We start from the raw sequence: 21,672 nt of genomic DNA, 5'->3' as shown, positions 1-21,672 counted from the left end.
GGCCATTTTCGCTATTCATAGGTCGCTGCGTTTGGACGAGGGCAATGCTCACGCATAAGAAGCTTTGGCAAGCCATTGATCTCGTGGCAGAGCAATCCGTGCTGTCCATCTCAGGCCTCGCAAGAAAGGCAGCCTTGGATCCGACCACCTTCAACAAATCAAAGCGCATGAGCGCTGCTGGTCGGGAGCGTTGGCCCTCCACGGAGACCCTGGCCAAGATGCTCGAGGCAGTCGGGATGAATCTTGTTGCCTTTGGGGAGTTGGTCAACTCCATATCGGACGAGACGGACCCTAACCCCAAGAAGCCGAGCACACAGAGGGGCGAAAACTCACCCGCTGCTGAGGATTGGATGCCCGGGACAGGTTTTATTCAGGGGCAGAGATGAAACGGGATCTGGACCTCGTGCGCGATCTGCTGCTTGCCCTCGAGGAACGCCACAGCGGACATATCTATCCCGCCAAGCTCAAAGTAGCAGGCCGATCCGGGTATGAAGTCTCATATCACTTGGCCATTCTTGAGGATGCAGGATTTGTTCGCAGGCCGGAGGTTACCATCACCCCAGGTTCTGTGGTGAGCGGTCGTGCGATCCAGCAAGCAGGATCGAGCATCCGAATGACTTGGCAAGGTCACGAGTTCTTAGACACCGTTCGCGATCCGGAGATCTGGCGCAAGACCAAAGCGGGAGCTTCCAAGGTCGGTAGTGTCGGAGTGGATCTGCTGTGGGGCTTGGCGAAGGAATATGTCCGGGCCGAGATCAAGGAGCGCCTCGGGATCAGCCTCGAATAGGCAAAGGCCTCGCCAGCCTTGGGGCCAGCGGGCCTCACCGAGCAGATGTTAATTCCGGTGAAAATACAACTTCTTGTGGAACCCAAGAAAATTTTCTGCCACGGCCAGCCCGGGACTCTAAGTTGCGCGGCCGCTTACCATAAAAAGGGACCGCGAATTCCTAGAAACGCAGCCAAGCCATTGTTACCTCTGAATCGGTATCGCGACCTCTGAATCGCAATAGCACTCGAGGCTGTTCTAGGAGAGGATGCCTGCGCTTAGGTATTGATCCTGGATTGACAGGGCTCGGGGGAGCAATGGCAAAGGGTAAGGCAGTCATCGGGTCTCCCGATGCCGCGGCACCGATATGCGCCGCCAATCCAAATCAAGGTGAGCGTGCCAAGCTGCGGATCTGCGATGCCCTCTCGCCTGACACGCCGGCCACCGCCCCGTCCACGTTGCTGCCGTCAAAAGCACAGGTTCTTCTCTCCATCCTGGCAGGAAAGCAGAACGGCGGCATTCCCGATAGGCCGGGTATCGACGAGATTGCGGTGAAGGAGCATATCAAGTCGATCTTGCGACGGGTCCGCCGGGCCAAAAACCAGAACCCGACCAAGCCCAAGGATGAGAGAGGTTGAGACCTCAGGGCTTGCCCGGTTCTGGGTCGACATGAACAACGGTCAGAAGCCGGCGCCATTGTATGCGACGCCTGAGCAGGAGTACCGCCTTGATTGTCGCGGCTCATTCCGAATGGCTGCATACCGGGAATGATCTCCCCACAATGGTAAAAATTCAGTAGGAAAAAAGGTTCATTAGGATAATACTCGTGCGGCACGCCTCAATGGCGGCTTTGACCTGAATCCTGGGGGGCAGACCCACTCCATTCGCGCGGAGAGAGATCATGGCGAACTTCTACGGCAACGATGCGGACAACAGTCAAACAGGCGGTTTCGTTAACTACTACGGCGGCGACGGCAATGATTTTCTCCAAGGCGATGCCACCGCCAACGCGCTCTATGGCGGCGAGGGCAACGACGTTCTGAACGGCAGTGGCTTTCTGACCTTCTCGGGCGCAGGCACCCTCATCGATCCGTTCGTGCTCACGTCGTTCGGCCCGTCAGGCAACGATTCTATCGAAGGCGGTGGGGGCGCCGACGCGATTTACGGCGCGGACGGTGACGACGTGCTCTCTGGCGGCGGCGGCAATGAGTCGGGCGCCGTGGCCGGCTTTAGCGGTCAAGTCCAAGTCGCCGGCCTCTTCGGCGGCGACGGCAACGACGTCCTTGATGGCGGGAACGGCAACGACAGCCTGGACGGTGGCAACGGCAACGACAGGCTCCTCGGCGGCTTCGGCGACGACACCGCCAGTGGCGGCGCCGGAGACGACTTCCTCGAGAGCGGGGACGGCAATGACAGTCTCACCGGCGGGGACGGCAACGACAGTCTGCTCAGCGGCTTCGGCAATGACACCGCCGATGGTGGCACTGGCAATGACTCCCTTGATGGCGGCGCAGGCGTTGACAGTCTCAGCGGCGGCGACGGCAATGACACTCTGTATGGCAATGACGGCAATGACACCGTCGATGGTGGCGCCGGGGACGACTCCATTGATGGCGGCGCCGGTGACGATCTCCTCAATGGCAGCGCGGGTCTCGACATCATCAGCGGCGGCTTCGGCAACGACATTCTGACTGGCGGCGACGACAATGATTTCCTCTTTGGCAATGCCGGCGACGACCGTCTCGATGGCGGCGCTGGCTCCGATAATCTCGCGGGAGGCGAAGGCCGCGATGTTCTCACCGGCGGCCTGGGGCGCGATTTCCTGTCCGGCGACTCGGGTCGCGATCTGTTCGATTTCAATGCCGTGAACGAGACGGGCCGGTCAAACGCCTCGCGGGATCGGGTCCTCGACTTCCATCGGGGACAGGACGACATCGATCTGCGCACCATCGATGCTAACACCGACCGGAGCGGGAACAATCGGTTCAAGTTCATCGGAACCAATGCTTTCTCGGACAGGGCCGGCGAGCTTCGCATCCGCGATCTGGGCAACCATGTGATCGTTCAAGGTGATGTCGATGGCGACGGCAGGAGCGACTTCGAGGTCCTGGTCAGGGATGTCGGAATCCTCGCCAAGGCCGATTTCATCCTCTGATCTTCGCTGTCCGATAATGGCAGCGCTCGCCTTGCCAAGGTAAGCGCTGCCGCGCAAGCGAGGTCGAATTATTCTTCTAGAGCAACGTGCCTCGACGCTGATGCTGAGCCGCCCGAACAACGTCGTTTTATCACGAAGTTAGCTCATATACATTGATCCGTCTGAGTGCATGTGGGTGTAAAAGGCGGCAGAGTCTTCACCCCTCACGCCATACCCTCGGCATGACGTACTTCCGCCCATCAACGCAGTCTTCCGGCGCATTCTTGCCGGCATTCAACGGCCTGAGGCGCCCAACAACCATGCGGCCCCAAGGTCAGCCGCATGACGTACCTCTCTAAAGCCCAGGTCTTAAGTCCTAGGGGCTGCTTCCTTGGTCTGAGCCTGCCGTAGACTGGAGATATAGGAGCGCACCTGGCGAACCTCGCTGGAGATGCCTCATCCCGGTGGGGCAGCAATGGTTTACGAACACAATGAGACGAATGCGGCGCTCAATCAGAAGCGTCACGACGTGGCAGAGCGCTTGGCTCGGGAAGCTCGAATTGGCTGGCCAACTATGATTACCACTGCCGTTATCCTTGTCGTCGGCGCCGTAATAGTTGTTTCCCTCTTCCTCAATGCGGGCGTCGTTCGCTGACAGCGCCCCTTCCGAGCTCACGACGAGAATGGGAGTCCGATCCCGCCAGCAATCTCTTTTCCCCTTCGTGCCGTGCCCTCAGCATGACCTACTCCCGTGACACCACATCACCGCGGCTCTTGGTGCCTGGCTTACTGACTTTGCGGAGAGGCAGTTTGGGAAATACTAATCTCACCCGGACAATTCTCTTTGCGGCTCTTCGCTCGAGCCGATCCTTGATCAGGGCGACGGTTTCTGGGTCGATGCCTCTGCGCTGGTGTATCTGAGGGGCCAGGGCCTTAAGCTGTGCTAAGCTTGTGATATTGGCCTTTTCCAAAGCTCTCCATGCAGCCGCGGGTAGAAGCAGCCCCTTGAAAGGGTCCTTTGAGATCTTCGATGGCGCTTTGGGCATTTGACTCAACGATAATCAGCAACGGCGGCGCGGAGCCGCCCACTAAAGACTCTCGGCGGAGCCATTTGTTCAACCTTATCCGAGCTCATTCGAGGGAACCATCAGGCTCGGGCCGGTACAAGAGCCGAGAAAAACTTGGGCCCTCGCAAGAAAATTGCCGTTGTATTCTGTGAACTGAAATCAAAATTCGTCAATGTAATCGATTACGAAATATTTTACTGTTGAGCTTCCCATCCCGCGCGATTAGGGAACCACAAGCCGCGCGTTCCTTGCGTCGCTCTCAGAAGCGATTTAGGTCAGCCCGCCGGCGAGTTCTTCTCCAAGATCCCGTCGAGCCCACTCATGACCACGCGCTACTACTTCAACCTCACCAATGGGGACGCGTTCATTCAGGACGAGAATGGCATTGAGGCGTCTAGCATCCGAGCCGCCGTGGTCTCCGCTATGGAAGCCGTCGAGGAGCTTCGCGCCCAAAGTCCCCCGAACTTGGGTCAGTGGCTGGGATGGCGGGTCGAGATTGTCGATGCCTTAGGTCAAACGGTACATATTATTCCGCTTGATGCCCTCTCCCCGCATTAGTCCTTGGCCACAGGGATCATGCGGGATAGAGGCGCTGCAGTTTGGTGCGGGCCTGGGCGGTCGTGAAGCGCCAATGGGCTGTGGCTCTGGCCCTGTTGCGCTCAGCCTCCCACGCGGCGATCTCGCGTTGGAGCACCGTTCGATCCGGAAGGCGCCGACCCAAGCATTGGCGGCTGAGGATCGCAAACTCCAGTTCGGCCAGCTGCCGTGTTTGGGCGTGTAGTGAAACTCCGGCCGCTTCACAAGGCGGCGCGCCTCCGCGGGTGGGAAGGTCTGGTACAGAGCCGCCGGCGAGTGGGTGCTCAGATTGTCCAGCACCACCGCAATGACCGGGGCGTCAGGATAATGATCATCCGCGAGCGTCCGCATCTGCTCGGCAAAGTCTTTGTTCGTGCGCCGGGACGTCACCTCCACGTGGCGCCAGCCGGCCAGCGGTTCAAAGCACACGAACAGGTTGGCCGTGCCCTGCCGCCGGTACTCGTAGTCCACCCGGGCCGCCCGTCCGGGAGCCGCCGGTTGGGGCGCGCGTGTGTCGGCGAGCAGCTGAAATGGCACCTCGTCGAAGCAGACGACGGGCCGGTCCGTGCTGTAGGGCTTAGCATACAGATCCAGCACGTCCTCCATGCGCCAGACAAAGTCCGCTCCCACCGACGCGATGCACCACTGCTTGCGCTGCCACGGCTTCAATGCGTTTTTTGAGCGCGCGGCGCACCGTCTCGTCGCTGATGGTGTCCACCACCCCGAGTTCGACCAGACGGTTGGCCAGCAGCTGCATCGTCCAGTGCCCGCGACCTGAGGGCGCGTTGCTGCAGGCCAGCGCCACCAGGAACGTCTCCTGCTTGCGATCGAGCTTGGGCCGGCCACCGGGCCGGGGCTTCTCATGCAGGGCGCGGGCGGATCGGCCTTCGACAAAGCGACGGCGGGTGCGCTCCACCGTGGCGGGATGGACATGCAGAGCTTCGGCAATCTGCACGTCGGTCTTGTGCTCGTCGGCGGCGAGCAGGATGCGGGCGCGGGTGAGTGTGCGAGCCGGGGTGATGCCTTTGTTGAGCAGGCTCAGGAGTTCGGTACGCTCGCGGCGGGTCAGGTCGACAAGGTAGCGTTTGAGCATGGGAGCAGCCCTCCCTTCCGAGCAGGCGAGTTTACACCCACCCGACCAATCCCGCAGCTCCCCTGTGGCCGTGGATTAGTTGTGCGCGAACTGCCGATGCTGGGTTCAATGAATGGCTGAGAAGGGGCTTACGAGCGCCCCCTGCCCGCCTCACTGATGGTCTTCATGAGGGTCTCGCGGGTTTCACTCAACTCGGCCCTCATGCTTTTGAATCCCTCCTCCAGGCGATCTTCCGGAGGAGGACAAGGGGTGATACTGAACCCGTCCATTGAGGATGGGGGCGACGATGCAGGATAACAGAGTGCTCTGTTACTCGGTCAGGGTTGAGATTCCCAATGAGGTCGGTGGGCCGGAGAGCATTTTCTACCTCATCCGGACGACCTCCGAAGCTGCAGCAATCGATGCAGTCCTGGAGGGGTTGCCTGCCAACTGGAGAGTGGCTGACGTCAATCCGGCAGCTATTCGGACAGAGACTGTGGAATCCCTAGATCTGCGCTCAGGCATACCGCGCCAAATTTAAACCCTACTCCACTCTCCCGGACAGGGAGGGGAGTAGAAAGGGGGCAGAATCCTTAGCCGCTTCTCTATGCGGAGATTTTCCTTGAAATGATCTGCCTATCGCTACGATAGAGGCGATCCATCATGTAATAGAGGCCTAAACAGGTAGCGACTGTCATATGGGCAATGCCCAGACTGAAGCAAAGCGCCACTATGGCCCTCACGTAATAAGCCACCGTCGCGCCTAAGATCTTTGCCCAAGGCGCCTCGCTAACTCCCACTGCTATTGCAGAGAACAAAGACACTGCGAATGCCGCGAAAGCTAGGTACCCGAATACTGTGCAAGCGAATTCCCGTCGCGTCAGTGCTTGCGCAACCGGCCGACCGTCAGAATCCTTTTCTATCAGAGCAATCGGTCCTGATCTGATTGTTTTATCGAGGTCCGGATGCGCAAAGGTCGCCGCTGCAACAAGTGCGGCCACATAGAAGCCTGTCAGGGCACCTGCAAGTCCTAGAAATTTATCGAGGAAGCCATCTGGACGAAAGAAAGACGCGCCCGGGACAAACGCGAACGGCGCCCAAACGATCAGCGTCAGGACGAGGGTTGGGATCCAGTCTAACCAACGCTTCTCATCGTTCTTTAGACGAAAATATCGAAGCGGATAGAAAAGCTTCCACATTGTTAGCCTTTCGCTGCCTCGCCCCAGTCAAGCTTGAACATCTTCAGTGCTTCTTGTGTGAGTGTATCATTAACTTTTTCGGTGCAAACGGCAAGGTCCTCAGCCACGGAAACCTGTTCAGCCGCTACAAATAATATAGCGGCCGCGTCGTCCTCTCGCGACATTGTTACTAGACGAGTTCGGTCATTGGGCATGCGGAGCTGAACCCGTATCTCATTCCAATCGTGGTCAGCTGCCCAGTTTTTCAGGCTCTTCTACTTAGTCGGCCCTGAATAATGCGTCGGCACGGGGCTAGCGCTGGATTTCAGGCGGCTTGAGAAGTATCCGGTTGCGCAAATGAATCCATCAGAGCTGCAATGATCCAGGCAACAAAAAGCCTGAGCCAGTTCAGGATCAGCCGCAGGTTGTGCCCGGCGGCCACGAGCAAGGCATTGATCGCGTCGCCGGCTGCGCCGAGCAGGTGATTGCGTCCCAGCCGCCCGTCCGCCTTCATGTGCCCGATCGTCGGCTCGATCGCGGACCGGCGTCGCAGCTCGCGCTTGATCGTCGGCGTCAGACCCCGCCGCTGCCGGGTGATGAACACCCGATCTGTCTTGGCGTAGTCATGCCCACGATAGCCCTGGTCGACATAAGTCCGCTCCGGCTCGATGCCTGTCATGGCCACGACCTGATCGATCGTCGTGCCGAGCGTATGGCCGTCATACGGATTGCCCTCCAGCGCCTTGGAGGCGAGCACGAACCCTTCGCGGTTGGTCACCGCGAGCGCGACCTTGCTGCCGAACTCATACGGCCGATGCGCCTTGCCTTTGGCGATGCACACCACCTCGGGCGCGTGCAGGCTGTAGAGCTTGTTCTTGCTCGTGCGCTCCTGGGACAGAAGACGTTCTACGAGGCCGAGCAGAGGAGCAAACCGGCGTAAGAGAACCTCATCGCCTGTGACTTTGCGGGCGACATCGCGATAGACCCGGCCCAAATAGGTCTTCAGCCGCTTCAGTTCGCGGCGCATGCGCCGCATCTGCCGGGCATGGGCATAGCGACCGACCTGCACGGCCACGCGTTTGGCCAGGCGCGTGTGGGCCTGCCGCAGCGCGAGGCCGTGCCGCTTGGCCTGTCGCACCAGAGCCTGCAACGCCTTGAGATAGAGCTTGGCGTCGGTCGGATGGGTGATCGCCTTGGGCTGCACGGTGGTGTCGACGCTGATCCGCTCCAGGCTCGACGAGCGCACGGCGCCGCTCTCCAGCCCGGCCTGGATCGTCTCAGCCAGCAGTGTCTCCAGTCCGTCGGGTCCGAGCCGTTTGCGCCAGCGCGTCAATGAGCTCGGATCGCAGGGCAACTCATGCTGGAAGTACTCACAGCCACAGAACCATTGGTAATACGGGTTCTCGATCCAGCGCTGCACCACCGCCTCATCGGACAGGTTGAAGGTATGCTGGAGATAGGACAGCCCGACCATCAGGCGCGTCGGCTTCGCGGGCCGCCCCAGGGGCCGATAGAAGCCGCCGAACTCCTCATCGAAGCGGTGCCAGTCGATCAAAGCAGCCAGGCGGAACAACGCGTGGCGGGGATCGAGGATCTGGTCGAGGCGGCTGCGGTAGAGATCGCCGGAACTCGGCAGCGTCGGCTTGGGTCCCATGGCAAAACACCAGGTTTAAGCGGGTCCATCCCCAGATGCTGGCATTTTACAATGCTTCGTGACGACGAAGAATCCTTCTGCCCCAACAAGTTGTGGGTTATTCAGGGCCGACTAAGTACAAGTTCATATTTCTGAAAATAACGTGACTTCTTATCGATTATCATCGCCCAACCCAGCCCAGACCGACTGGATGGAATCACATATCATCTTTCGGTCAAGCTGCAACTGTAAGAGGCGAATGGCTTAAATTGGGCTGGCTCAACCCTCTCTTCACCCCGTCATGCCATACCCTCGGCATGACGTCCTGCCGCAGTTCCCTACCCGCTTAGGGACTGGCTGTTCTATCCAAGCTGTCCTACAATAGGAACAAGAGCGCACCTGTCCGACCTTGCCGGAGATGCCTCATCCGCAACGGGGCAGCAATAGTTTACGGACACAACGAGACGGATATGGCGCTCGATAAGAAGCGACACGCGGTGGCAGAGCGCTTGGCTCGTGAAACCCGAATCGGCTGGGTCACTCTGGCTGTCACTGCCTTTCTCATCATCTTCGGCACTGTGATCGTTGCTTACCTCTGTCTCAATGCAGGCATCATACTCTGACAGCGCTCTCTCACCTGCCCGAGTAGCAGGAGCGCATGATGGTTCTAGACAGACATGAACAACGGTCGGAAGCCGGCGCCGCTGTACGCAACGCCTGAGCAGACCTAGAAGCACGACAGCCGCTAGGATGGTTGTGCTACTTTTGTGCTATGTGAGAGCAACATCTTTCCTGTTGCCCGCCTTTCGAAGCATGAATAATCTCCCTGCCAAGAAAAAAGGCCACTGTTGCCAGCGGCCCGAAGTTTAGGGAGGAAACGCCCAAGAAGGGCTGCGATAGGACGACGCCAATCGCCGTATCGCACTGCAAAAATAATTTTTGCTTGAGTGAAAGGCAACTTCAAACAGGTAGCACTGCTACCTGTTTTGTTGTCTGTAGCTCATCTGCCACACCACCCATAATTTCCATGCATAGCGACAGCGAGGAAACCTCTGGGTCAAACTACGTTCGTTTAAGTGGGGCAAGGATGTACCAAACGTTGTTTACCGCCAATATGCAGGGAAAATCGGCAATGACCGACGACACGAAGAATACTGGTGGAACGAGCGCCCAATCCTCACAGCAGACCACGCAGGCTGCACAGGTCTCCGCTTATATGAAGGCTATCCTGGCGCGGCTGAATCCCGATTCCTCCACGCCCCCGAGCGATGGACAATCGCCGTCCCGCCGCGCGTAGATCCGTCTCAGGCTGGCGGGATGCCAAGCGGGACTGAGATGAGAAGGCTCCCCGCCTCATCGACCACATTGAGCTGCCAGTCGCGCCAATTCTCCTCACAATGAGCATCGTCCTGGCGGACTTCATGGATCGTCCGCGCTACTTGATGATGTAATGCGTCCAGGTCTGCGACCTCGAGCCCGCAGTTGTCCAAGATCTGGTCGTGCGTACTCGCCAAGTGAAAGAAGCATCGCATATGATTACCTGAGTTGAGGAGGAGCGACTGTCCTGGGAATTGACGCGCCGGGACGCGCAAGCAGGCGCCGTCGCCAAAGCCCTTTACCGTGGCGGCTTCGGCCTTGAAACCCTGTGTCGGCAATGTAATCGTTTACGCAATTTCGTGTCGCAGAAACTTCTAAACCCTGTGATTAGGAAGACACAGGACGCACATTGCCGGCAACACCACCACCTCCGATCTTACTGCTTCAGAGCGTTAATCCGGGTGTGTCGCTCGGATGGCCCGTAGTGACCCCCGAAGACGCGCCAGTGGCTCAGCCCGGTGATATCGTCGGTTTCCCAGATCCCGACCGTCACTGGAACGGGCGGCGGCGCCTCCTCGTCCTCAATCCAGAGGATCACGGGCGTTCCGTCGCGCGGAGCCAGCCTGACCGGATACCAGTCGTCCATGATGGCTCGTTCCCGGTTCAAGACTTTAACTCCGCCCCGCCTTTTCGAGTGCTGTGATCCGCCCCTCAAGAGCATCGATCACACTGAGCGTGTAGGCCAGACTGGCAACCGCAAGCCCCACAGCAATCATTGCGGCGATCAGCGTGCCAATCTCGATGGCTTTGCGTTGGTCTTGCTTTCGGTGAAGAGCCTTCTTCAGGAACCGCTCGAAAATCACGTAGAGGAAGAGCCCGCCCACAACGGTTGAAATCAACATCATCACTTTCACTCCTTCTCCTTCCTCTGCGCTGCCCTCTCCATCAAGCTCTCCCGGCTTTGCAGATAGCCTTTCTCGAGAGCAAGCGATTCTGTGGGGCAGCCCTTAAGAGGTCCCCTGCGGACGGCCGCGATTCAGCCCACTCGACGGCAGTGCAAGTCGAGCCGAGACGACGGGCGCCATTGTTGCCCCGCATTTCCTCATGCTCTCCGTCAAGACGGTGGCCGAGCAGGCGGGGGTGAGCCACCAATACCTCTACACCCACTTTAAGGATACGATCGAGCAGCTCCGCACGAACGAGCAGCATCAGGCCGTGGAGGTGGAAGCCGAAACCGTCCCTGCCGCTCCGCCGGCCAGGTGGCTATGATCGAGCTGGCCCTTCGCAACACGATCAAGCGCCTCGCACAGGAACTGACGGAGCTTCGTAAAGAGAAGACGGTCCTTGAGCGGCGCTACGATAAGGCTCTCGGCGAAGCGGAAGAATGATGCAGCCGGCATCAGGCCGCCGTCACGGCGTTGCTCGAGACGCGCAGCCGCCTAAAAAGGCTAAGGATGGTCGTCATATTTGATGGAGGATCTCTCCGTCATCGACCATGTGAGCCTTGAGGCTGGAGGCACTTCGCCAGATACGAAGCCCAGCCAAGTGTTGGGCACAATCATCAGAGATGCTGGTTAGCCAGAATGGGCCGCCGCGAGCTCGATTTGGCCGTGGAGAAACCCAGCAAATCCGATCCCTTGAGCCGCCAACTCTTTTGGAAAGAGTGAGGCCTTCGTCAGGCCCGGCAAGGTGTTGATCTCGAGGAAGACCACGCGATCTTCAGTCACGATGAAGTCGCTCCTTGAGTACCCGCTTGCCCCGATGGCTGAATGAGCCTTGAGCGCTGCCGCTTGTAATGTTGCATTTACTTGCTCTCCGAAACTGGCCGGGCAGATCTCGCTCGTGGCGGGCGATAGGTACTTCGCCGCGTAGTCAAACACACCTTCAGCCGGGCGGATCTCGACAGGCGGCAGAGCAATCGATGCCCCGTTGTGCTCCACGACCCCACACGTCGCTTCGATGCCCGCGATGAATGGCTCGATGAGATAGGCTTCGTTGTGAACCGCGTCGCTCAGGGCGCTCAGATCCTCCTCCCTCTCAACAAAAAACAGACCATAACTCGAGCCGTCAGCGACAGGCTTGGCGACAAGTTTGCCATAGGTGGCGAGAGCGGTCGCAGCGGACGCAAGCGAGAGAGAGGGCGGCGTGGCAACGCCCGTCTCCGCGACAGCCATTTTGGCAGCGACCTTATCAAAGGGGCAGCGACCTTATCAAAGGCCAGTTGGCTGGCTGCCGATCCGGATCCGGTAAATCGGATGCCGCGATCCTCACATAAAGCGGCCAGCTTCCCGCTCTCCGCCATCCCGCCGTGTAACCCGAGGACCAGTAACCTGTGCTCCTTGCTTGCATGATCAAGGGCAGCCTCAATTCTGCCGATCGGTTCTCCTTGCACCGGCAAGTCCACCTCGAACGGCCGGGTGTGGCTGATGAGAACACAGCGGTCGCAGGCATAAACGAGCCCATCCCGACTCCAGAACCACAAGTCTGCTTCCGGCAATGCGTCAGCCAAGGCTTGGGCGCTCGCGACCGACACGAGATGTTCGCGGTTGACACCGCCAAAAAGGACCGTCTTGCGCATGAGATTGAGAGCCACCGAAGATGAAGTTCAGCCCCACTATCGATCGATTCACCGTATCAGCAATCCAGACCGTGGGCGGTACCCTGGCCGACGGTGCGACCCTGCTTGATCCTAGTTCAGTGACATGTCAACAGCGTGCAAGATATCGGTTCAATTGTTGACATCCTCCCCTCCGTGAACGGAGGGGATTCCTGCCGCGTGTCACGCCGCGAGGCGCGACCTCGCCTCAGTGGGTTCCTGGGCCGACGCCCCATCGGGCGAAGTCTCTCCGCAGGCTAGCCGGGCGTGTCCCGCCGTTAGAACGTTGATCGCGCCGACATGGTCGGCGTGCGCTTCGTGCCCGCACGACACGCAGGCAAAGCGCGCCTGGCTCCGGCGGTTCTCCGCGTCCACGTGGTCGCACTCGGGGCAGCGGTGGCTGGTGTTGCGCGGGTCGACCTCGACCAGCATCCCGCCGCGCCATTCCAGCTTGTACGCGAGCTGGCGCACGAACATGCCCCAGCCCTGATCGAGGATCGCCTTGTCCAGCCCCGCCTTGGCCCGCACGTTGGTCCCCGGATGCTCCACGGTCCCCGCCGCCGATGCCGTCATGTTCCTGACCTTCAGGTTCTCGACGCACACGATCGCGTGGCTCTTGCTGATCTGCGTCGAGGTCTGGTGCAGGAAATCCTGCCGGATGCGGGCGATGCGGGCCTGAATGGACTGGACCTTCACCTTGGCCTTCTTCCAGTTGCTGCTGTGCTTGATCTTGCGGCTCATCCGCCTCTGCGCCTTGGCGAGCTGCGCCTCGGACCTGCGGAACGCGTTCACGGGTTCCACGAACGACCCGTCCGAGAGCGTGACGAAGCGGGCCACGCCCAGGTCGATCGCGACCATGGAGGTCGATGGATGGGCGGGCCGTTCCGCCGCTCGCTCAGTCTGGATCGCGACAAACCACCTGTCGACCCTGTGCGAGACGGTGACCTGCGAGATGTCCCCCTCCACAGGGCGCGAGGCGCGGTAGCGCAGCCAGCCGATCTTGGGCAGGTAGATCCTGCCGTTCGCCTGGTCGAGCTTGAAGCGCTGCGGGTAGCGGAATGATTCATGGTGGCCCTTCCTCTTGAACCGCGGGACCTCCGCGCGTCCCTTGAAGAAGTTGTCGTAGGCGCGGCACAGGTCCTTGAGGGACTGTTGCAGCACCTGCGAGTCGGCCACCATCAGCCAGGTCGTGGCCGGATCGGCCTTCCAGGCCGTGAGGTGCTTGCACAGGTCAGCGTAGTAGAGGTGCTTCAGCCCCGCGGCGTGCCTCTCCTTCTGCAACGCCAGGCCCTTGTTGAACACGAACCGGCGCGAGCCGCAGGAGCGGCGCATGGCCCGCTCATCGGCACCCGTCGGGTTCAGCAGTGCGAACGTGTAGGCCTGGAGCCGTTGCATGGCTTAGCTGTAGAACGGACCGGGAACGAAAGCAAGGCGCCTCGCGGCGCCTGCGCTGTCCATCCCCGCCATGAACAGCGGGGCCTTTCGCGCAATCATTGGTATTTGTCTGACCCCCTTAAGCAGGCAGCTGCTCGCACCCGCCAGACTGCACGTGACAGCGATCGCTCGTTCTAAAGACGACTGAACTCGGCCACGGAAACTTCCACGACCAAGACTGGCTCGGGACCGGCATCTCTCACCCGGACGGTGATCCGCTTGTGCGTGTGGATCCGCTCCTTGGTGAGCTCCCCAGCCACCTGCAAAGCTTTGTGGCGCACGTCCTCGTGAGCACGAAGATCGATTCCTTCTGCGTCGGTGCAGGACATCTCATCGTCGCACTGGACGTCAAAGTAGTAGCGGTCACGGCCATTCGAGCAAGGCCGAACCCCGTTCTCCTCGCGCGGCGGGTGCCGATCGCGCGGACCGACTCGTGCAAGTTGCCCGACCAAGGCCAGAAGATGCGGTGGGAGGGGGGCATTGAGCACATCGCTGTAAAGGTCCACAAGCGAATGCCCAATGAGGAGGGCCACCTGCTGTTGATCAGGCCTGAGGCTGTTTAGGAAACGAGGAGAATCCTGCTCATTGTTCTCAGCCATACGATCACCATACGTTGCTGTTGACGGCGACAGTTCAACTCTTAACAACAATTCCTCCCAACGTCCGGCTCGATACGCCTGCAATGACTGATCGAAAACTGGCCGAAACATAGGAGGAAGCTTCAACTTGCCGACATGGCTAATTCAGTTGATGTTCATCAACCTCCGCGGCGGACTCAGTTTTTGCACCTTCTCGACCGTGTTGCTTCGCTCGAGGGTTCACCCTGCAAGACGTCGCTATGTCCGATCTGACAAGGTCGTGCTCCAGGCCCGCCAACTGCACCATCCGATCATACTCTTGAAGCATTACAAGAGCCTCTTCGGCGTAGGCGAGAAATCGGGCCTTAATCAGCTCCGGCTCGAAATCCCATCGACCCGCATCGTCTTGGCTCTCATAGAAAGCGCGCGCGACGGCTTCAATGTGTTGCAGTTTCATGGCTTGTTATCCCTGGTACAGGAGACCACTATCGTTTGCGCCGCAGCCACACTCACACCCAAAGTCACACGGGGTCTTTGAACACCATCACCCGCGTCTTCAATGGCCCATCCGGTGCGGCATCAAGAACGATCTTGTCGATGAGGCGTGTGGCCGACCGTTGCTGCGTTCAGTGGCGGCACTGAAGGAATAGAGCTTAACGTTCTCACAGTCTCCTAAGTAGGTCGCCAAAAGTTCTGCAACAGCTTCCTGAGCCAGAAGCGTTTGGATGCCATGCCGGCCTTGCGACGCGCCTGCTGCGGCGTCAGCGTCAGAACCCAATCAGCAGCATCGGCGGCCAGAACCTCGATGGACGCGGCCTGCCGGTTGGCCGCGACCAGCCTCTTGAGCTCGCGCCAGAGCTGATCCATCGGGCTCAGTTCGGGCGCCTGCCGGGGCAACCACACGAAGCGGATGCGCAGCCGGGTGGCCAGCGCCAGGGTCTGTGGGGCGGTGTGGGCGCTCGCCCGGTCGGTGAGCAGCCAGAGCCAGCCGGCGCGGCGGTAGCGGCGCCGCAGCGTGCGCAGGAACGCCTGCGCGTCGGCCTGACCGGCACGGGTCCGGATCAGCACCACCCGGCGCGCGCTGCGCAGATCAATCGCCCCAAACAGCACCCGCTTGGCGTTGCGCCCGGTGATCGGCACGAGGGCCTGGGTGCCCTTGAGCGCCCAGGTCGCGCGCAGCGGTGGAAACAGCCGCAGCAGCGTCCAGTCGAGGCACAGCAGCCGATCGCCCCCGTGCCAGCCGGCCTTCAGCCGCCGGATCAAGCCCCTTTTTTCTGCGGCAGGTGAGCCGCGCGCGCGACATAGACGTAGCGCGGCCGCTTCCAGCGATAGCCGGCCTCGTGCAGCCGCCGCCGCAGGGTCCGCGGGCTGACGGCGAGGCCTTTTGTGGCCAGGTCGTGCGCCAGCAGTGGCACCGTCCAGCTTGTGGCCTGATAGCCGCAGCGGCGCGGGTCGCGCGCCAGGGCCGCCGCCAGCCGCTGCGGCGTGAGCCTCGGCTGACGGCGGGGACGCCCGCTGCGCGGCCGGTCGATCAGGGCCGTGGCCTCATGCTCGGCCCGATACTGGACGAGCCAGCGATGCACGCTGGAGCGGTTGACGCGGCAGCGGCGGGCCGCCTCGGCCACAGAATGCCCCTCGGCCACCAGCAGCAGCGCTTCGAGGCGGCGATACACACGGGCCTCCCGGGGCGCCAGCAAGCGCTGCGGCAAGCCGCTTGCGATCCGCCTCGTCAAGCCACGCCTCGGGAGAGTGATCATGGTGTTGCATGCTCCCCAGGGAACACCCGCAGCGCCCGCGTTGCAAGTCTTATGGCGACCTACTTAGTGGTGCATCCGGGAAGTCACGCCGCTCTCGGCAGGAGTGCAATGCCGGGTGAGCGGCGTGGGCGATGCCGACGGCGTCCGCCCCAGACAAACGGATGGCGGTGCGCATTCCAGTAGACTGTCGAGCGGTGGATCGCATCGGCGATCTCGTCCCAATTCTCGAAGCGCCGGCCCGCTAACGCCAGTGAACGCAGGATCTTCCACCAGGGCTCGATTAGATTGAGATAAGCCGCGTATTTGGGCTGGAACACCATCTCCCAACGCGGATGCGCCAGCACAAACAGCAGCACGTCGGTTGTGCGATGCGAGCTCAGATTATCCATGATGGCGTACACCCGCTTGGTCGAGCTCGGGATCCAGGTCTCAACCTGGTCCAGGAAGTCGACCCAAGGCGCACTGCCGCGTCCAGGATAGGGATGCGTGAAGGCTTCACCCGTTGCGGGACAGAATGCACCGAAGATGTAGCCTTTGGCGCGGCGGCCATAGTCAATCTCCTGTCTCGCGCGCTCGGCTGGTCGCGTCTTTGTCTGCACCAGCGCCCGCCCGGCATAACTCTTGGCGCTCACCGGTCCCATCTCGTCCAGACAGACTACACAACTGCCCGCAGGTGGCTTGGTGTAGAGCGTTTCGATCTTCCCCTTTTTTCGGCGAAGGCTGGATCAACCCGCTCCCCGAACCAGGTCTCGTGCTTGCGCCAGCGCAAGCCCTCGTGGAGCAGGATCTCGTCGATGCGGCTGCGTTGCATGGCGATACCTTTGTGCTCGTGCAGGTAGGCCGCCAATCGGTCGAGCGTCCAGGCAGCAAACGGCAGCCCGAGCGTCTGAGGCTTGGTCAACGCGGTGGCAATCACGGTGGCCGTCTGCTCGGGCGTGTAGGTCGGCCGGCGGCCCGAACGGTGCCGGTCCTTGAGCGCTTCCAAGCCTTCCGCGTTGAAGCGGCGAATGCGCTTGCGCACGGTCTCTCCATCCAGGCCAGCCCGGGCTGCAATCGCCGAGGCGCTCTCACCGTGACTGGCGCGCCAGATGATTTGCGCACGCTGCACGCGGTGGGCCGGAGCCGTGTGGGAGTGAGCCAGGCGCTTGACGGTCGCGAGTTCTTCAGCGGTTAAGTCCCGTAAGCAGACCGGTGCCATGGATCGCCTCCGCCAGCAGGTCAGAAGGGACTGCCATTATACCCCTCTACCTGCCGGATGCACCACTAAGTACGGTACCAATTGTCTGAAGGCGTTGATCAACGCGGGGTGCCACGTGCTCCTTAGTCACGACGTCTTGGTGATCCACGGCCTGACGGAGTCCGGCTTGAGTTACAGTTTTCCTGCCATCAGCACGCTCCAGTCAGGTAAAAAAGGCTGCCCCTATCAGCAGCCAAAGTTTGAGAGAAACGACTCTCCTCGGAGGGAGGACGACGTCGCGCGCGTCTGGGACATGGGAGAGCCGCGCACGTCGATTACCATCACGGATTCATATTTAAAATCCCTTGCCGGCAATGTAATCGATTACGGAATTGGATTTTTTACATAGTTCTTACTTATTGTCTGTTTCCAGACAGACGTACTGTCTGGAAACAGACAATAAGTCGATGCTGGATGCTGCGCGCGAGATGTCCGTGCGACCCCTGTCCTTCAGTTTTCCACGCTCTCGGCCAGTCAGTCCTGGGACCTTCTCGAGCCTCGCAGCCTTCCGGGACTCCCGCGCTGCTCCACGAGACTTCCTGGAGCGGCCATGCAGCCAGCCAGATCTTCTGACGAGCATTGCCATCGAGGACAACGAGGACATCATCCTACTCTCTGGTCGGCTGTGGTTCTGGTCGCACGGCGCGAAGGTCTTTGCGCGTTTCCTATCAATACAATGAGCGCACGGAGTGGAGGATTGGCGCCGGCAGCCAGTGCAGGGGCGGTTCTGCGCAATTCCGAGTTGGTATAGTTGCATCTCACAACTATCGCGGCCGGTCTCGATGCGATGCCTCTTGCGACTGAAACCCTACAAGGACGGGGCAAGGCTCGACAACAGCTACAGCGAGCCTCCATGCAGGGCTTTGCCGAGCTCGCGCCTTGCAATGGGGTAGCCGGTGTGGCCTTCGCCGATCTTCGCCCAAATCGGCGCCCGTGATCGCATGTTCCTGGGAAGCATGAGATTGTGTGGGGCAGCCATCGAGAGGTCCTCTCCGGAAGGCTGCGATTCAGCCCACTCGACGGCACTGAAAGTCGAGCCAAGACCGCAGGCGACATTCTTGCCCCACGGTTCTTTATGCTCTCGAGAAAGGCCAACACGGTCACCCGTGCCCATGAGAGTGCGTTCCGCCAGGTGCCTCAGCCAGTCCTCGGCTCCATGACAGGACCGCGCCGAGACTCTCAGCTGTGGGGAACGCTCTCGTCTTGACGCTGAAAGGCTGGGCGCTGATATGGCGGGGGTATTTCGGTCGGGCGGTTTGGCGCAAGGGTAGCGATGACGGGACATGTTCGAGGCCGAAAGAGCTCCCGCGAGAGGATTCTCGACGCGGCTGCGGAGCTTGTGAGCGGGATCGGTTCGGGACGTCTGACGCTGGACGCCGTTGCCGAAAGGGCAGGTCTCAGCAAGGGCGGGCTTCTCTACAACTTTCCCACCAAGGAAGCGCTGCTTCAGGCCATGATCCAGCGTCTCGTCGATGAGGTCTCGGCGGAGCGGGAGGCGCTCCGCGCTCAGGCCGAGCGCGGGCGCAACCTGGAAGCGCGCCTGTGCACGGCGGCGCTGCTCAAGCTGCGCAAGGGGAGGACGAAGGAGGTCGCCAATGGCCTGCTGGCCGCCTCGGCCGAGAACTCGCGCCTGCTTGATCCCGTGCGCGCGGTCATCAAGGCAACCCTGGAGAACCTGAAAGCCACGTCGGATGATCTGGACGCGGCGCTGGTGGGCTGGCTGGCCATTGAGGGCCTGAACAGCCTGGTGATGCACGATCTCAGCCCCTTCTCGGAGGAGGAGCACGAGCGGGTCGTCCAAGCCGTCAACCGCCTGTTGAGTAACGGCATCGCTGAGTAGCGTTCCTAGGCGCGACACCACTGGGGAAGTTGTGGTGATCGATGACAGCATCCACTGCGGATTGTTGAACCGGGTTGGGCAAGTCAGGCGCAAAGCAAACAATTAGGCGGCCTGGAAGGCTCGGCCAGCTCGTTCCCAGATTTCGTCCAGTTCGTCTTGCAGGGAATTGATCTGCCCTTTTACTTTCTCGCGGGAGGCACATTCCGGAGTCATCAACAGGCGCTGCGCCCCTGGCGTAGCACAGGACGGCAATCCTGACGGAGGCTGGATTGTCCGGGGTCCCCGGCCTGATCTCCAACTCAAAGGTTCCGAACACGTGCATGGGCTCGTCTCTTTTCAATCTGAATCTCCGTTCCCGAAAATTATCGGACGGGGGACCGAGTGGGTGGAGGCGGCGTCCTAAAATGGTTCTGAAGATGCTTCCCATATCTGACGTCCTCCCCATGTCTGAAGGCAGGGGGCCTGAGCCGCTGTCACGCCGTTGCTTCTTCTTAGCCTTACTGCCGTCACCAAGCGTAAGTATCTCGCCTATGCGGCTCGGACCGCTCACACACTCCGATTGTGTTCACTTGGTCCCTCCCATGACGTGTGCGCGAGGGGCTATTTCTATGCGGCGGCACTGAAATGAGCACCTGGTCCTTCCTGTCTCGGGAGCTGGGACAGAACGGTCCTCCAGCATGAGGTATTCTTGGTGACCGCCAATGGCAGGTACGACGGTCTTCCCCGTTGCCTGTGCAAGGTAACATCGCCGCAGCCGCCGAAATTAGAGTGTGTCGAGGTGCCCTGCAGGCCTTGGTTCATTCGTCTCAGGTCCGCCCTTTTCAGCAGCGTTCCGTTGTGATCTCGACCGCACAAGCCAATGGCGAATGTTGGCGACAGCTGCAAATGCCATCGCACCGGCCGAGGAGACCATATCCGTTCCCCCAGCCCCGCCTCGATCTGATGACATGGCGGCACATCCCTACAAAGAAATCCGACATCCTTGTCATACTGCTGTTGCGAACACATCTCAGAAATGCCTGATAAGCCCGTATTCGACGGCACCAGTTTCCAAGTCCCACGACCCAGGCGCCAAGCGCAAGGCAACCCTTTGACAATTTGCGAGGGATGATGGCAACCAGCGGACGCTTCAGTCAGACACCACCGGACAAGGTGAACGAGTTCTTCGACAAGCTGCTCGCCACGTCCGATAACGCGGTCAAAACCCGGGAGCGGCTATTCGGAGATCTGAAGGAGGAGTTGGAGCTTCTGGCCATTCTGCATGAGCAGCATCTCTTTCCAGTCTTGAGACGGCATGGGATGGATGACCTCCTGCGCGACGCCACCAGTGACAACGCCGAAACGAGTGCGCTCCTGGCAGACTTGGAGCGCATGCCCAAGAACAGCAGCGAATTCCTCGGCCACCTTGCCGAGCTGAAAAGAGTGTTCCAACAGCATATCCGGGATGACAAGAAGGAACTGCTTCCCGCCGTGCTCAAGGTCTTGAGTGACGAGGAAGCTAAGGCGGTCGTTGAACAAGTGGAGGATGACATGGCAGGCAGTGACGAGACCAAGCGAGCCGAGGCTCGGAGTTCGCGCGAGCAGGGTGAAGCTGTCCGGCAGGTGACGGACGACGTGGCAGAGACCATGAGGGCTGGTATCGAAGGAGCCCAGACCCTGGTCCGCACCATGCAGGAGGTGGTGGAGAACAGCTTTGGCACCGTTTCGGAGGTGGCACGCCGCTCGACCAACCAAACCTTGCGGCTTTTCGGTCTTCCGAATGGGGATGCGCATGACCTGACCGGGCAGACCTCGGAGAACCTCCGCGCGGTGGCCCAATCCGGGACCGCCCTGGCCCGCGGGGTCCAGGGTATCTCCCACGAATGGCTCGAACGCAGCGCGAAGCGCCTGCAGCGGAATCTCGATGGCTTTGACCAACTCGCGCGCTGCCGGTCCGTCACCGATCTGATTGCGACCCAAAGCTCCCTCATCCGCGACAACCTGGAACAGACCCTCGAGACCAGCCGCCGCATGGCGGAACTGACGATCCAAGTGGCCGATGAGGCGACCCGGACTGTCACCATGCGAGCCGAGCAAACGGCCCAGCGCTTCAGCCGTGTAGCCTAAGGGCCGCCACAGCGATCACCCTGATAGGCTCCTGGCGCACGAGCCAGGAGCCGTCGACGAACAGGCCCCAAATCGAATGCGAGGCGGTTGCCTCTCGCCGGCCTCATGGGCTGCCAGCTGAGGCGCTCGTCCCCCGACAGGTTTCATCGCGGCATCATGGACGCAGGGCATCAGCCAACTCATAACATTCGTCCAGCCCAAGACGTGTTCGAAGACATGCGTGCTCAGAGCATTTCGCACCAGCCGACAGGATACATCCCAGGGCATGCCATAGCGCGTCGCAGTGATCGGGTCGGCGGCGGTGTCGTGTTCCCTGGCGTTGGGCGCATTGAGGCAACTCCCATTACCTTACGGATCAAGCGGCGACGCCCGCCACGGTTC

The 21,672-nt window shown here is 60.5% G+C and carries 23 protein-coding genes and 2 pseudogenes; 10 read left to right on the top strand and 15 right to left on the bottom strand.

Annotated features, from left to right (window positions below; genetic code table 11):
- Positions 1–382 precede the first annotated feature (382 nt).
- The 4 genes from JO965_RS30800 to JO965_RS30785 all read left to right on the top strand — a co-directional run bounded on the left by JO965_RS30800 (position 383) and on the right by JO965_RS30785 (position 4,525).
- Positions 383–787 carry a DUF2513 domain-containing protein gene (locus JO965_RS30800; protein WP_203444688.1) on the top strand — a complete coding sequence of 135 codons (405 nt, stop codon included), beginning with the start codon at positions 383–385 and terminating at the stop codon, positions 785–787.
- Between the two features lie 296 nt (positions 788–1,083).
- Complete coding sequence (locus JO965_RS30795; protein WP_203444687.1) at positions 1,084–1,404, top strand: hypothetical protein; 321 nt, start codon at positions 1,084–1,086, stop codon at positions 1,402–1,404.
- 263 nt (positions 1,405–1,667) lie between these two features.
- A complete protein-coding gene (locus JO965_RS30790) occupies positions 1,668–2,921 on the top strand; it encodes a calcium-binding protein (RefSeq protein WP_203444686.1) in 1,254 nt (417 codons plus the stop codon).
- A gap of 1,367 nt (positions 2,922–4,288) precedes the next feature.
- Entirely contained in the window at positions 4,289–4,525 is a 237-nt protein-coding gene (locus JO965_RS30785) for a hypothetical protein (protein WP_203444685.1), read from the top strand.
- Between the two features lie 16 nt (positions 4,526–4,541).
- Here JO965_RS30785 and JO965_RS30780 read toward each other — a convergent pair.
- The 3 genes and pseudogenes from JO965_RS30780 to JO965_RS30770 form a co-directional block, all read right to left on the bottom strand.
- Positions 4,542–5,636, bottom strand: a pseudogene (locus tag JO965_RS30780) (IS630 family transposase).
- A gap of 584 nt (positions 5,637–6,220) precedes the next feature.
- A complete protein-coding gene (locus JO965_RS30775; protein ID WP_203444684.1) occupies positions 6,221–6,814 on the bottom strand; it encodes a hypothetical protein in 594 nt (197 codons plus the stop codon).
- A gap of 304 nt (positions 6,815–7,118) precedes the next feature.
- Positions 7,119–8,447, bottom strand: a complete 1,329-nt coding sequence (locus tag JO965_RS30770; protein ID WP_203443374.1) for an IS5 family transposase — start codon at positions 8,445–8,447, stop codon at positions 7,119–7,121.
- Positions 8,448–8,896: 449 nt separating this feature from the next.
- Here JO965_RS30770 and JO965_RS30765 point away from each other — a divergent pair, with 449 nt between their 5' ends.
- Entirely contained in the window at positions 8,897–9,049 is a 153-nt protein-coding gene (locus JO965_RS30765; protein ID WP_246776966.1) for a hypothetical protein, read from the top strand.
- A 509-nt stretch (positions 9,050–9,558) separates the two neighbouring features.
- Positions 9,559–9,723: a hypothetical protein gene (locus JO965_RS30760; RefSeq protein WP_203444683.1), complete on the top strand. Its 165-nt coding sequence runs from the start codon at positions 9,559–9,561 to the stop codon at positions 9,721–9,723.
- Between the two features lie 7 nt (positions 9,724–9,730).
- Here the strand turns inward: JO965_RS30760 and JO965_RS49615 are convergent, their stop codons facing one another.
- From JO965_RS49615 to JO965_RS30750, 3 genes are all read right to left on the bottom strand, one after another.
- Entirely contained in the window at positions 9,731–9,958 is a 228-nt protein-coding gene (locus JO965_RS49615; RefSeq protein WP_371826962.1) for a hypothetical protein, read from the bottom strand.
- Positions 9,959–10,179: 221 nt separating this feature from the next.
- On the bottom strand, positions 10,180–10,410 hold the full coding sequence (locus tag JO965_RS30755) for a hypothetical protein (RefSeq protein ID WP_203444682.1): 231 nt from the start codon (positions 10,408–10,410) through the stop codon (positions 10,180–10,182).
- Positions 10,411–10,414: 4 nt separating this feature from the next.
- The gene (locus tag JO965_RS30750; RefSeq protein WP_203444681.1) at positions 10,415–10,648 is read right to left on the bottom strand and encodes a hypothetical protein; all 234 of its coding nucleotides are present in this window, start codon (positions 10,646–10,648) and stop codon (positions 10,415–10,417) included.
- Positions 10,649–10,847: 199 nt separating this feature from the next.
- On the opposite strand from JO965_RS30750, the gene JO965_RS30745 reads away from it, so the two are divergent.
- Positions 10,848–11,012: a hypothetical protein gene (locus JO965_RS30745; RefSeq protein ID WP_203444680.1), complete on the top strand. Its 165-nt coding sequence runs from the start codon at positions 10,848–10,850 to the stop codon at positions 11,010–11,012.
- Positions 11,009–11,131, top strand: coding sequence for a hypothetical protein (locus JO965_RS48995; RefSeq protein ID WP_256451923.1), 123 nt, complete (start codon positions 11,009–11,011; stop codon positions 11,129–11,131). Before JO965_RS30745 ends, JO965_RS48995 begins: the two co-directional genes overlap by 4 nt.
- A 186-nt stretch (positions 11,132–11,317) precedes the next feature.
- Here the strand turns inward: JO965_RS48995 and JO965_RS49610 are convergent, their stop codons facing one another.
- From JO965_RS49610 to JO965_RS30705, 9 genes and pseudogenes are all read right to left on the bottom strand, one after another.
- The gene (locus tag JO965_RS49610) at positions 11,318–11,917 is read right to left on the bottom strand and encodes a hypothetical protein (RefSeq protein ID WP_371826910.1); all 600 of its coding nucleotides are present in this window, start codon (positions 11,915–11,917) and stop codon (positions 11,318–11,320) included.
- 125 nt (positions 11,918–12,042) lie between these two features.
- A pseudogene (locus JO965_RS49605) lies at positions 12,043–12,321 on the bottom strand (D-alanine--D-alanine ligase); the annotation flags it as partial.
- A 201-nt stretch (positions 12,322–12,522) separates the two neighbouring features.
- Entirely contained in the window at positions 12,523–13,734 is a 1,212-nt protein-coding gene (locus JO965_RS30735; RefSeq protein ID WP_203444679.1) for an RNA-guided endonuclease TnpB family protein, read from the bottom strand.
- A gap of 173 nt (positions 13,735–13,907) precedes the next feature.
- Positions 13,908–14,372 carry a hypothetical protein gene (locus JO965_RS30730; protein WP_203444678.1) on the bottom strand — a complete coding sequence of 155 codons (465 nt, stop codon included), beginning with the start codon at positions 14,370–14,372 and terminating at the stop codon, positions 13,908–13,910.
- 139 nt (positions 14,373–14,511) lie between these two features.
- Complete coding sequence (locus JO965_RS30725; protein ID WP_203444677.1) at positions 14,512–14,808, bottom strand: hypothetical protein; 297 nt, start codon at positions 14,806–14,808, stop codon at positions 14,512–14,514.
- A 215-nt stretch (positions 14,809–15,023) separates the two neighbouring features.
- Positions 15,024–15,614 carry a transposase gene (locus tag JO965_RS30720; protein WP_246776965.1) on the bottom strand — a complete coding sequence of 197 codons (591 nt, stop codon included), beginning with the start codon at positions 15,612–15,614 and terminating at the stop codon, positions 15,024–15,026.
- Complete coding sequence (locus JO965_RS30715) at positions 15,611–16,024, bottom strand: helix-turn-helix domain-containing protein (protein WP_203444676.1); 414 nt, start codon at positions 16,022–16,024, stop codon at positions 15,611–15,613. Before JO965_RS30715 ends, JO965_RS30720 begins: the two co-directional genes overlap by 4 nt.
- A 167-nt stretch (positions 16,025–16,191) precedes the next feature.
- Entirely contained in the window at positions 16,192–16,749 is a 558-nt protein-coding gene (locus tag JO965_RS30710) for a transposase (protein WP_203444675.1), read from the bottom strand.
- 14 nt (positions 16,750–16,763) lie between these two features.
- Complete coding sequence (locus tag JO965_RS30705; protein WP_203444674.1) at positions 16,764–17,306, bottom strand: helix-turn-helix domain-containing protein; 543 nt, start codon at positions 17,304–17,306, stop codon at positions 16,764–16,766.
- A gap of 1,312 nt (positions 17,307–18,618) precedes the next feature.
- Here JO965_RS30705 and JO965_RS30700 point away from each other — a divergent pair.
- Positions 18,619–19,185, top strand: a complete 567-nt coding sequence (locus JO965_RS30700; RefSeq protein ID WP_203444673.1) for a TetR/AcrR family transcriptional regulator — start codon at positions 18,619–18,621, stop codon at positions 19,183–19,185.
- Between the two features lie 1,107 nt (positions 19,186–20,292).
- Positions 20,293–21,291, top strand: a complete 999-nt coding sequence (locus JO965_RS30695) for a phasin family protein (RefSeq protein WP_203444672.1) — start codon at positions 20,293–20,295, stop codon at positions 21,289–21,291.
- Positions 21,292–21,672: the final 381 nt, after the last annotated feature.

Origin of the sequence: Microvirga sp. VF16, assembly GCF_016864375.1 — a bacterium.
Lineage (GTDB): Bacteria > Pseudomonadota > Alphaproteobacteria > Rhizobiales > Beijerinckiaceae > Microvirga.
Note: the sequence above shows the minus strand (reverse complement) of the source record. Positions and strands in the feature narration are given on the sequence as shown.